This window comes from Oceanicola sp. S124 (assembly GCF_000220565.1).
GTDB lineage: Bacteria > Pseudomonadota > Alphaproteobacteria > Rhodobacterales > Rhodobacteraceae > Pseudooceanicola.
Genome location: NZ_AFPM01000275.1, coordinates 43802 through 55320 on the forward strand (window position 1 = coordinate 43802; position 11519 = coordinate 55320).

At 69.6% G+C, this 11519-nt stretch carries 12 protein-coding genes; 9 read left to right on the forward strand and 3 right to left on the reverse strand.

Annotated elements, in window-relative coordinates; genetic code table 11:
* Positions 1-9: 9 nt before the first annotated feature.
* Positions 10-672: an HAD-IIIA family hydrolase gene (locus OS124_RS0118715; RefSeq protein ID WP_010141422.1), complete on the reverse strand. Its 663-nt coding sequence runs from the start codon at positions 670-672 to the stop codon at positions 10-12.
* A gap of 225 nt (positions 673-897) precedes the next feature.
* On the opposite strand from OS124_RS0118715, the gene glmU reads away from it, so the two are divergent.
* Genes glmU through OS124_RS0118730 form a run of 3 tightly spaced genes read left to right on the forward strand, consistent with a single transcriptional unit; the run spans position 898 to position 4765 of the window.
* The gene (gene glmU, locus OS124_RS0118720; protein ID WP_010141423.1) at positions 898-2253 is read left to right on the forward strand and encodes a bifunctional UDP-N-acetylglucosamine diphosphorylase/glucosamine-1-phosphate N-acetyltransferase GlmU; all 1356 of its coding nucleotides are present in this window, start codon (positions 898-900) and stop codon (positions 2251-2253) included.
* Positions 2253-4073 (forward strand): glutamine--fructose-6-phosphate transaminase (isomerizing), encoded by a 1821-nt coding sequence (glmS, locus tag OS124_RS0118725; protein WP_010141424.1) that lies wholly within the window; start codon positions 2253-2255, stop codon positions 4071-4073. Before glmU ends, glmS begins: the two co-directional genes overlap by 1 nt.
* Positions 4070-4765 carry a DNA alkylation repair protein gene (locus OS124_RS0118730; protein WP_010141425.1) on the forward strand — a complete coding sequence of 232 codons (696 nt, stop codon included), beginning with the start codon at positions 4070-4072 and terminating at the stop codon, positions 4763-4765. The genes glmS and OS124_RS0118730 overlap by 4 nt, the downstream gene beginning before the upstream one ends.
* A gap of 3 nt (positions 4766-4768) precedes the next feature.
* Here the strand turns inward: OS124_RS0118730 and OS124_RS0118735 are convergent, their stop codons facing one another.
* Positions 4769-5245, reverse strand: a complete 477-nt coding sequence (locus tag OS124_RS0118735) for a hypothetical protein (RefSeq protein WP_010141426.1) — start codon at positions 5243-5245, stop codon at positions 4769-4771.
* 84 nt (positions 5246-5329) lie between these two features.
* Between OS124_RS0118735 and moaA the strand changes: the two genes are divergently transcribed.
* From moaA to OS124_RS0118765, 6 genes are read left to right on the forward strand one after another with little or no spacing between them, the layout of a single operon-like run.
* On the forward strand, positions 5330-6337 hold the full coding sequence (gene moaA / locus OS124_RS0118740; protein WP_010141427.1) for a GTP 3',8-cyclase MoaA: 1008 nt from the start codon (positions 5330-5332) through the stop codon (positions 6335-6337).
* Positions 6338-7654: a 3-deoxy-D-manno-octulosonic acid transferase gene (locus OS124_RS0118745; RefSeq protein ID WP_010141428.1), complete on the forward strand. Its 1317-nt coding sequence runs from the start codon at positions 6338-6340 to the stop codon at positions 7652-7654.
* Between the two features lie 26 nt (positions 7655-7680).
* Complete coding sequence (locus OS124_RS0118750; RefSeq protein ID WP_010141429.1) at positions 7681-8742, forward strand: glycosyltransferase family 4 protein; 1062 nt, start codon at positions 7681-7683, stop codon at positions 8740-8742.
* 33 nt (positions 8743-8775) lie between these two features.
* Complete coding sequence (gene gloA2 / locus OS124_RS0118755) at positions 8776-9171, forward strand: SMU1112c/YaeR family gloxylase I-like metalloprotein (RefSeq protein ID WP_010141430.1); 396 nt, start codon at positions 8776-8778, stop codon at positions 9169-9171.
* A 49-nt stretch (positions 9172-9220) separates the two neighbouring features.
* A complete protein-coding gene (locus OS124_RS0118760) occupies positions 9221-9820 on the forward strand; it encodes a TetR/AcrR family transcriptional regulator (protein WP_010141431.1) in 600 nt (199 codons plus the stop codon).
* A complete protein-coding gene (locus OS124_RS0118765; protein ID WP_010141432.1) occupies positions 9817-10725 on the forward strand; it encodes a DMT family transporter in 909 nt (302 codons plus the stop codon). The genes OS124_RS0118760 and OS124_RS0118765 overlap by 4 nt, the downstream gene beginning before the upstream one ends.
* 90 nt (positions 10726-10815) lie before the next feature.
* Here the strand turns inward: OS124_RS0118765 and OS124_RS0118770 are convergent.
* Positions 10816-11519: amidohydrolase (locus tag OS124_RS0118770; protein ID WP_010141433.1), on the reverse strand; the 704-nt coding region annotated here is incomplete at its 5' end.

Sequence of the window (11519 nt, forward strand, 5' to 3'; positions counted from 1 at the left end):
CCTTGGCCCTCACAGGTTCAGCCCGGCCACCACGCCGGGCAGGTCATCGAAATGGGCCAACAGCCCCTCGGGCTGCAGCGCCGCCATCTGGTCAGCCGCAGGACCGAATTCCACCAGGATCGAGGGCACACCGGCGGCCCGCGCCGTCTCGCGGTCGGTCACGGTATCCCCGACCAGGCAGCAGCGCCCCGGATCGCCCCCGGCCCGCCGCGCGGCCTCGCGCAGGGGCTCGGGATCGGGTTTCTTCACCGCCAGCGTATCCGCCCCGACCAGCGCACCGAATTCCGCCAGCACGCCGAGATCCTGCAACAGCTGGCGGGCATGGGCCTCGGGCTTGTTGGTGCAGATCGCCACCGCGAAACCATCCGACTTCAGCCGCTCCACCGCCTCCATGGCCCCGGGATAGATCCGGCTGTGGGTCGAGAGATCCGCCGCATAGGCCGCCAGCAACTGCGGATAGAGGCGCGAGATCTCGTCCTCGTCCCCGGCGATCCCGAGCCGCTCGAAGCCGGCGCGCAGCATGGCACGCCCCCCGCGCAGCGCGGTGCCGGCATCCGCGGCGCCCAGCACGTCGCCATGCCCTTCGGCGCGGAAACAGGCATTGGCAGCCGCCAGCAGGTCGCCGCTGGTATCGGCCAGGGTTCCGTCCAGATCGAAGACAACCGCCCGCATCCGCGCTCCTTCCGCCCGGGTCCGGCCCGGCAGGCTTTCGCCGCCAATGTTGCGGAGCGAAACCCAAGTTGATCGCGCCCCGACCCCCGTGGCCTTGCGCCCTTTGGGTTCTCGGATAAAACGGGCGCCGAGAAAGAACAATGGCCGATGGCCGCGCGGGCCTCTCTGCGCGGAGCCATGGCAACAGGCAAGCTGACCCGGTGAAAGATCGGGCAAGGGGGCAAGATGAGCACGGCACTGGTGATCCTGGCTGCGGGCAAGGGCACACGGATGAACTCGGACCTGCCCAAGGTCCTGCATGAAATCGCGGGGGCGCCGATGCTGGCCCATGCGATCACCTCGGGCCTGACGCTGGATCCCTCGCGGCTGGTCGTCGTCGCCGGCCATGGCGCCGAGGCGGTGACGAAGGCCGCCGAAGAGACCTGCCCGCTGGCCCAGATCGTCCTGCAGGAAGAGCAGAAGGGCACCGCCCATGCGGTCGAGCAGGCGCGTTCGGTGCTGGATGGCTTCGAGGGCGACGTCATCGTCCTTTACGGCGACACCCCCTTCATCCGCCCCGAAACGCTGGAAGCCATGCGCGAGGCCCGCGCCCGCCACGACGTGGTGGTGCTGGGCTTCGAGGCTGCCGATCCGGCCCGCTATGGGCGCCTGGTGATGGACGGGGACCGCCTTGACCGCATCGTCGAGTTCAAGGACGCTTCCGATGAAGAGCGCGCCATAACCCTTTGCAATTCCGGCCTTCTCTGCGCCCCCGGCCCGCTGCTCTTCGAGTTGCTGAGCGCCGTCGGCAACGACAATGCCGCCGGGGAATACTACCTGCCCGACGTGGTGGCGCTGGCCAATGCGCGGGGCCTCTCTTCGGGCGTCGTCACGTGTGACGAGGCCGAGACCCTCGGCGTGAACTCCCGCGCTGAACTGGCCCGCGCCGAGGCGCTGTTCCAGGCCCGTGCCCGCGCGGACGCCATGGAGAACGGCGTCACCCTGCAGGCCCCCGACACGGTCTACTTCGCCTTCGACACCTTCATCGGCGGCGACACGGTGATCGAGCCCAACGTGGTCTTCGGCCCCGGCGTCACGGTCGAGAACGGCGCGCGGATCCGCGCCTTCAGCCACCTCGAAGGCTGCCACGTGTCGCGCGGCGGCGTCATCGGCCCCTATGCCCGCCTGCGCCCCGGCGCCGAGCTGGCCGAGGACGTCAAGATCGGCAATTTCGTCGAGATCAAGGAGGCCCGGCTGGATCGCGGCGCCAAGGTCAACCACCTCTCCTACATCGGCGATGCCGAGATCGGCGAGGGCACGAACATCGGCGCGGGCACCATCACCTGCAACTATGACGGCGTCTTCAAGCACCAGACCCGGATCGGCGCGCGGGCCCTCATCGGCTCGAACACCATGCTGGTGGCGCCGGTCTCGGTGGGCGATGACGCAATGACCGGCTCTGGCTCGGTGATCACCACGGACGTGGAACCGGGCGCGCTGGCGCTTGGCCGCGCCAAGCAGGTGAACAAACCGGGCTTTGCGCGCAAATTGTTCGAAATGCTGAAATACAAGAAGGCCAGTCAGGCCAAAGAGGCGGAATAATGTGCGGAATCATCGGGTATCTGGGCAAACACGAGGCCGCGCCCTTCCTCGTCGAGGCGCTGAAGCGGCTGGAGTATCGCGGCTACGACAGCGCCGGCATCGCCACGGTCAACGCCGGCCAGCTGGACCGTCGCCGCGCGGTCGGCAAGCTGGTCAATCTCTCGGACGTGCTGGTGCATGACCCGCTGGCGGGCAAATCCGGCATCGGCCACACCCGCTGGGCCACCCATGGCTCTCCGACCGAGGTCAATGCCCACCCCCATCGCCATGGCAGCGTCGCCGTGGTGCACAACGGCATCATCGAGAACTTCCGCGAACTGCGCGCCGAGCTGGCCGAGGCGGGCCTTGTCGCCGAGACCGAGACCGACACCGAGACCGTCGCCATGCTGGCCGCGCAATACGTCGCCGAGGGGCTCACGCCGCAAGAGGCCGTCGAACGCACCCTGCCCCGGCTGGAAGGCGCCTTCGCGCTGCTCTTCCTCTTCGACGGCGAAGAGGATCTGATGATCGCGGCCCGCAAGGGCTCTCCGCTGGCCATCGGCCATGGCGAGGGCGAGAACTTCGTCGGCTCGGATGCAATTGCGCTGGCGCCGCTGACCGACCAGCTGACCTACCTGGAAGAAGGCGACTGGGCCGTCATCACCCGCGACCGGATCGAGATCCGCGACGTCGCCGGCGCACGCGTGGACCGGCCGATGAAGCAGGTCACGCTGGACAGCGCCCGGGTCGACAAGGCCGGCTACAAGCACTTCATGGCCAAGGAAATTGCCGAGCAACCCCAAGTGCTTGGCGAGGCGCTGCGGCACTATCTCGATGCCGGTGGCAAGATCACCCTGCCCGGCGCCGGGATCGACTTCACAGGCATCGAGCGGCTGACCCTGGTGGCCTGCGGCACCGCCTACTATGCCTGTCTGACCGCGAAATACTGGTTCGAGCAGCTGGCCCGCATCCCGGTCGAGGTCGATGTGGCCTCTGAGTTCCGCTACCGCGAGCCCCCGATCACCCCCGGCACCGCCGCGCTTTTCGTCAGCCAGTCGGGCGAGACCGCCGACACCCTCGCCGCCCTGCGCTACTGCGCCGGCAAGGCCGATCACGTGCTCTCGGTGGTCAACGTCGCCGAAAGCTCGATCGCGCGGGAAAGCGACCTGGCGCTGCCGATCCTGGCGGGGACCGAGATCGGCGTGGCCTCGACCAAGGCCTTCTCGTGCCAGCTGACCGTGCTGCTGCTGCTGGCGCTGGAAGCGGCGCGCCAGAAGGGTCAGATCGGCGCCGAGCGGCTTGCCGACCTGACCTCGGCGTTGCGGGGCCTGCCGGCCGTGATCAGCCGTGCGCTGGACGATGGCGCCCATGCCGAGGCGCTGTCGATGCAGCTGGCCGAGGCGACGGACGTGCTGTTCCTGGGCCGGGGGCTGATGTATCCCCTGGCGCTGGAAGGCGCTCTGAAGATGAAGGAAATCAGCTACATCCACGCCGAAGCTTATGCGTCCGGCGAACTCAAGCACGGCCCCATTGCGCTGATCGACAAACATGTTCCGGTGGTGGTCATGGCGCCGCGCGACGGCCTCTTCGACAAGACCGTGTCGAACATGCAGGAGGTCATGGCGCGTGGCGGCCAGGTGCTGCTGATCTCGGATCGGGCGGGCATCGCGGCGGCCCAGGACGGGATCTGGCAGAGCATCGAGATGCCGCAGGTGGACCCGGTGCTGGCGCCGATCCTCTATGCGGTGCCTGCCCAGCTGATCGCCTATCACACCGCCGTCGCCAAGGGCACCGATGTCGACCAGCCCCGCAACCTGGCGAAATCGGTGACCGTGGAATGAGCGCGCCAACCACTCTTGAGGCGGCCCTTGAGCTGCTGAAGACCCATGCCGAGCCCGAGAAGGCCGACGGCATGGCGGCCTATCACAAGGTCGCGCGGCCCTACCTCGGCGTCGCCAACCCGGTGCTGAACGAGCTGGCGCAGGACTGGCGGCGGGCGCTCTCGCTGCCCGAGCGGCTGTCGCTGGCCTCGGCGCTCTGGCAGAGCGACATCCACGAGGCGCGGGTGGTGGCGGCCAAGCTGCTGACCCAGGCGCGGATCAAGCCCTCGGATGCCGAGGCCTGGTGGATGATCTGTTCCTGGGTGCCCGAGTTCGACGCCTGGGCGATTGCCGATCACGCCTGCATGGCCGGGCAGCGCCGCGTCATGGCCGACCTGTCGCGCCTGGACGAGATCGCCGCCTGGACCACCCACGACCACCTCTGGACCAAGCGCGCGGCGCTGGTGATCACCCTCGGCCTGGCGCGGCTGAACCACCCCGATGCGGCGCAGATGGCCGCGCGCGAGAAGGTGCTGGGCTGGGCGGCGGACTATGTCGCCGACGACCGCTGGTTCATCCAGAAGGCGGTGGCCTGGTGGCTGCGGGATCTCTCCAAGCATGACGCCGAGCGGGTGCGCGCCTTCCTCGATGCCCATGGCGACGGGATGCGCGGCTTTGCCCGCAAGGAAGCCGGGAAATACCTGCGCGACTGAGGCTCAGCCGCCGTAGATCTCGACCTCGGAGAGCGCGGTCAGCGGCAGGCCGAGGCCCTGCATCGCCTGCAGCGAAAGCCGGGCACCGCTGGCGCCTTCGGCGGGGCGCAGCTCGACCGCGATCTCGCGCCCGGTGTCCAGCGCCCGCACCCGCCCCTGCGCCGGGGCGCTGACCAGGGGTGTCTTTACCCAAAGCCCCGGCTCGGTCGCGGCCCCCAGCGAGGCGATGGACCGGCCGAGCAGCCCGGTGGCCCCGGGTGTCGCGGCGGCGGCGGTCGGCACCGCCTCGCCCTCGGCACCGCCGCCCGACCCGTCACGGGCCAGAGGCCGCAGCACCCAGGGTTCACCGCTGGAAGAATAGCTCTCGCCCCCCGGCGCGGCGGCACCGACCGGCGGGTCGCTGCGCAGCCCCTGGAACAGGGTCGGGGACTGGCAGGCCGCCAGGGCGGGAATCATCAGAAGCGGGATCAGGACTTTCATGACGCCAGCCTATCGCATGCCCCCGAGGGCGCAATCGCCGAAACATCCCTTGTCGGCGGAGCGCCGCGCGCCTAGTTTCTGCCCATGACACAGCCTCTCGTCGATCCCTTCCAGCGCGCCATTACCTACCTGCGCGTCTCGGTCACCGACCGTTGCGATTTCCGCTGTGTCTACTGCATGGCCGAGAACATGACCTTCCTGCCCAAGAAGGAGCTTCTGACGCTGGAAGAGCTGGACCGCATGTGTTCGACCTTCATCCGTCTCGGGGTGCGGAAACTGCGCATCACCGGCGGTGAGCCGCTGGTGCGGCGCGATATCATGACCTTCTTCCGGGCCATGTCGCGCCATCTGGACAGCGGCGCCCTGCGCGAGCTGACGCTGACCACCAACGGCAGCCAGCTCGAGCGCTTCGCCGCCGATCTCTACGCCGCCGGCGTGCGGCGGGTGAACGTGTCGCTCGACACGCTGGACGAAGAGAAATTCGCCCGCGTCACCCGCTGGGGCCGGCTGCCTCAGGTGCTGCGCGGGCTGGATGCGGCGCAGGCGGCGGGCCTGAAGGTGAAGCTGAACGCCGTTGCGCTGAAGGGCTTCAACGAGGACGAGGTCGAGACCCTGACCCGGTTCTGCGCGACGCGCGGCATGGACCTGACCTGGATCGAGGTCATGCCCATGGGCGATCTCGGCAACGAGGACCGCGTGGGGCAGTACTGGTCGATGAAGGACCTGCGCGCTCGGCTGGCCGAAAGCTACACCCTGACCGATCTGCCCGAAAGCACCGGCGGCCCGGCCCGCTACGTGCGGCTGGAAGAGACCGGCCAGAAGATCGGCTTCATCACGCCGCTGTCCCACAACTTCTGCGAAAGCTGCAACCGCGTGCGGATGACCTGCACGGGCGAGCTTTACATGTGCCTTGGCCAAGAAGACATGATGGACCTGCGCCCTGCCCTGCGCAATCATCCGGGCAACGACGGCCCGCTGGAACAGGACATCCGCCGCGCCATCGGGCTGAAGCCCGAGGGTCACGACTTCGACTATTCGCGTCAGCGTGCCGACGGGCAGGTCTCGCGTCACATGAGCCATACGGGCGGGTAAATGACGACCCAGGCGCGACCGACGCCCTTCTATCACCTCTATGCCGTCCTCGCCTCGCTGGCCACGCCGCTGGCCTGGCGGCGCGTGCGCGCCAAGTTGACCGCCGAGGGCATCGCCCCCGAACGGCAGGGTGAACGCATGGGCCGCGCCACCCGCGCCCGCCCCGAGGGCCAGCTATTCTGGTTCCATGCCGCCAGCGTCGGTGAGAGCGTCTCGGCCCTGGCGCTGATCGAGAAGGTGCTGGAGCTGGCCCCCGAGGCCCATGCGCTGGTCACCACCGGCACCGCCGGCTCTGCGCAGGTGCTGGCCGGGCGGCTGCCGAAGCGGGCGATCCACCAGTTCGCACCACTGGACACCGCACGCGCCCTGCGCCGCTTCTTCCGCCACTGGCATCCCGATGCCGGGATCTTCGTCGAAAGCGAGCTTTGGCCGCAGATGATCGTGCAGGCGCGGGCCTCGGGGATGCGGCTGGCACTGGTCAATGCGCGGCTGTCGAAAAGCTCGTTGAAGAACTGGCGGCGCTTCGATGAGACCTTCCGTTTCCTGCTGAGCCAGTTCACGCTGGTGCGCACCCAGGACCGCGCCACGCTGGAGGCGCTGAACGAGCTGGGCGCGGACCGGCAGAGCGTGGCGCAGGGGCCGAACCTGAAGGCGATGATCGCCCCGCCGCCGGTGGACGCCGCCACGCTGGCCGAGCTGCGCACCGCCTTTGACGGCCCCTTCTGGGCCGCCGCCGCCACCCATCCGGGCGAAGAAGCCGAAGTGCTGCGCGCCCATGTCGCGGCCCGTGCTGCCCTGCCCGGCCTGCGCCTGCTGCTGATCCCCCGCCACCCGACGCGCGCGGCGGAGATCGCCGCGCTGGTCCGCGCCGAGGGGCTCTCCCTCGCGCAGCGCTCTGCCAAAGAGGCACCCCGCGGGGCCGAGGTCTACCTGGCCGACACCCTGGGCGAGATGGGGCTCTGGTATGAGCTGACGCCGCTGGTCTTCGTGGGGGGCTCCTTCGCCAGGGTCGGCGGCCACACCCCCTACGAGCCCGCCTGCTTCGCCACGCCGGTGCTGCACGGCCCCCACTACGAGAACTTCTCGGAAGTCTACGCCACCTTCGACGCCAGCGGCGCCGCCCGTGAGGTCGCCGATGCCTCCGAGCTGGGCCGGGAGGTGGTGCGCCTGCTCTCGGACCCGGCCGCCTTGCAGCAGATGTCCGAGGCCGCCGCCACCCTGTCGCGCGGCCATGGCTCGCAGCTGACCCGTGTCGCCGAAGAGCTGCTGGACGCGCTCACCCCCGCCCCCCTTCCCGACGCCGGCCCGCTGGGATAGGTATCCCCCAAAGCGGGAGACCTTCCATGACCCAGCCCGATATCGCCCGAACCGAGGTGATCGCGCCGAACTTCAAGAAACGCATGTCCGGGGTGACCTCGACGGTCTATCGCCTGGTGCCGTTGCAAGCGCGCGACATGGCGATCGTGTCGAGTGGCCCCGCAGTGCCCGCCGACGTGCCCCAGGTGCCGGTGCGCGCACTGCTGACCATGTCCCGGCGCGGCCCCTCGGGCCCCCGGGTCTGGCACGCCCGTCGCAACAACGAGATGCTGGCCGGGATCGCCCTGAAGCGGCTTCTGGGCAAGCGGCTGAAGCTGATGTTCACCTCGGCGGCGCAGCGCGACCACAAGGGTTTCACCAAGTGGATGATCCGCCAGATGGACGCGGTGGTGGCCACCTCGGCCCGCTCACAGAGCTTCCTTGAGGTGCCCTCGGTGGTGCAGCATCACGGCATCGACGCAGAGCTGTTCTGCCCCGCCACCGACAAGGCCGCACTGCGCCGGGAGCTGGGCCTGCCCGAGGGGCAGACCCTCGTCGGCTGCTTCGGGCGCATCCGCCCGCAGAAGGGCAATGACCTGTTCATCCAGTCCATGCTGCGCCTGCTGCCCGACCGCCCTGGCGTCACGGCGGTGATGATGGGCGGCGTGACCGATCAGTTCCAGGACTTCCACGCCGGGCTGAAGGCCCAGGTCGAACAGGCGGGCCTCTCGGACCGTGTACTCTTCCTGCCCGAGGATCCGCACTGGGACATCTCGCGCTGGTTCCGCGCCCTCGATCTGTACATCGCGCCGCAACGCTGGGAGGGCTTCGGACTGACCCCGATGGAGGCCATGTCCTGCGGCGTGCCCGTGGTTGCCACCCGCGCCGGCGCCTTCGAGGACTTCATCCCCGATGGCGTCGCCGGCAGCATCGTCGACATCGAGGACCTCGACGCCCTGACCAAGGCCACCGCCCGGCTGCTGGACGATGCGACCCTGCGCGCCGGCTACGCCCAGGCGGCGCGCGCCCATGTGCTGCAAAGCTGCCGGATCGAGCAGGAGGCCGAGGCGCTGAACGCGATCTATCGCCGCCTCTTGTCCGAGGGCTGAGCCTGCCACTACCCTGCCGCCAAGGGGGCTGCCATGCTGACCAGGTTCCACCATGTCGCGCTGATCTGCGCCGACTATCCACGTTCGCGCGCCTTCTACACCGGGGTGCTGGGCCTCTCGGTGATCGCCGAGACCTATCGCGCCGAGCGTGACAGCTGGAAGCTGGACCTCGCCCTGCCCGGCGGCGGCCAGATCGAGCTGTTCTCCTTCCCCGGTGCCCCGCCCCGTCCGACCCGCCCCGAGGCGCAGGGGCTGCGCCATCTCTGCTTCGCCACCGAAAACCTCGACGCCGCAATCGCTGCGCTGGCCCGCCATGGCGTCGAGGTGGAAGAGATCCGCACCGACCCGCTGACGGCTGCGCGCTTCACCTTCTTCGCCGATCCCGACGGGCTGCCACTGGAACTCTACGAGCAGCCCCCCGAGGCTTGACAGCTGCCGCGTCGCATAACTAGGTAGACCAGTCTACCCAGGGATTCCCATGCCGACCGACAGCCCCCGCCCCGAGACCACCTCCCGCCCTGCCCGCAAACGCCTGCTGCGCGCCGCCGCGGACCTGTTCTACAACGAGGGCTTGGCGGCGACGGGAATCGACACGATCACCCGCCGGGCCGGGGTGGCGAAACAGAGTCTCTACAACAACTTCGCCTCGAAGGAAGAGCTGGTCGCGGCCTATATCGAGGCGCGCCACGACGAATGGCTCGCCCTGCACGCAGAGCGCGCGGCCCGCGCGGAAAGCCCCGCCGACCGGGTGCTGGCCATCTTCGACGCCTACCAGGACCATGCCGAGGCCGCCTACCGGCGCGGCTTCCGCGGCTGCGGCCTGCTGAATGCCGCCGCGGAACTGGTCGCCGATCATCCGGGGCGCGCCGCCGTGCGCCGTCACAAGGAGGAGGTCGACGCCCTGCTGGGGCAGGCCCTCGCCCTGCTGCTGCCCGATGATCCCGCCCGCGCCGCCACGCTGGTTCCCCATCTGACCTACCTGCTGGAAGGCGCCATGGCGCGCGCCGGTCTGGACGGCACCGGTGCCCGCGTCGCCGAAGCCCGCGCCATCGCCGCCCGCCTGCTGGCGACCGCATGAGCGCCCCCGCCACATCCCGCACCGCCGGTGTGCTGTTCTGCCTGCTCGCCGCCACGACATGGGGCACCACGGGCACCGCCGCCAGCTTCGCCCCGGATGTGCCCGCCGTTGCCATCGGCGCAGCGGCCATGGGCATCGGCGGGCTGCTGCAGGCGCTGATCTCGCTGCGCCGGATCTCTCAAGCACGCGCCCTGCTGGCCCCCCACTGGCCCCTGCTGGTGATCGGCGCCCTCTCGGTGGCGCTCTTTCCGCTGGCCTTCTACGGCTCGATGCGTCTGGCGGGCGTGACGGTCGGCACGGTGATCTCCCTCGGCTCGGCCCCGGCCATCGCGGCGCTGATCGAGACCCGGCTGGAGGGCAGCCGCCTCAGCCCGCGCTGGATAACCGGCGTCGGCTTGGGCCTCTCGGGCATGGTGCTGCTGGCAACGACCGAGGGCGGCCGACCCGAACAGGCGCCGAACCTGCCCCTGGGCGTCGCGCTCGGCCTGGCGGCGGGGGGCAGCTATGCGCTCTACTCCTGGACGGCGCGGCGGCTGATGCAGCAGGGCATCGCGGCGCCGGCAGCCATGGGCGCCACCTTCGGGCTGGGCGGGCTGCTGCTGATGCCGGTGCTGGCGGCGACCGGCGCGCCCTTCCTCGCAAGCCCCGGCAACCTTGCGGTCGGCGCCTACATGGCGCTGGTCCCGATGTTCGCCGGCTACCTCGCCTTCGGCCAGGCCCTGTCGCGCATCACCAGCAGCCAGGCCACGACCATCTCGCTGTTCGAACCCGTGATCGCCGCCCTGCTAGCGATCCTCGTGGTCGGAGAGCGCCTGCCCCCGACCGGCTGGCTGGGTGTCGGGCTGATCCTCGCCTGCCTGCTCTGGACCGAGCTGCCGCTGCCGCGCCACCGCCGCACGGCCTGAGACATGCGAAAGGGCGCCCGGAAAGCCGGACGCCCCGCATCATCACCAGGCTGAAAATACTCCCGCCGGAGGCGTGCCCGGCAGCAGTCCTCAGGCCGGCATGCGCTTTTCGACGATCTCGGCCCACCAGGAGCAGCCCGCGGGGATCGCGTCGTCGTTAAAGTTGTACTCGGGGTTGTGGACGTCGGCGCTGTCGCCGTTGCCGACCAGGATATAGGCCCCGGGGCGCTCTTCCAGCATATAGGCGAAATCCTCGCCACCCATGGTGATCTCGGCCTCGGCACAATCGCCCGACACCGACCGGGCGACCTCGGCGGCGAACTCGGTCTGTTCGGGGGTGTTGACCATCGCCGGGTAGCCCGGCAGCCAGGTCATCTCGGCGCTGGCGCCGAAAGCGGCGGCGACCGAGGGCACGATGGCCTTCACACGCTCTTCGCCAAGGGCCCGGCTTTCCCTGGACATGGTGCGGATCGTGCCACGCAGGGTGACCTTGGCGGGGATCACGTTGAAGGCCTTGGAAGAGCTCTCGAACGAGGTGACCGAGACCACGATCTGCTCGACCGGATCGGCATTGCGGCTGACGATGGACTGCAGCGCGGTCACCACCTGCGAGGCGGCGACGATCGGGTCGACGGTCTGCTGCGGCTTGGCCGCATGGCCGCCCCGGCCGACGATGTCGATCTCGAACTGGTCCGTTGCAGCAAAGAAGGCCCCCGGGCGGATGCCGAAGCTGCCCACGGGCATGCCCGGCCAGTTGTGCATGCCGTAGACCTCCTGGATGCCCCAGCGATCCA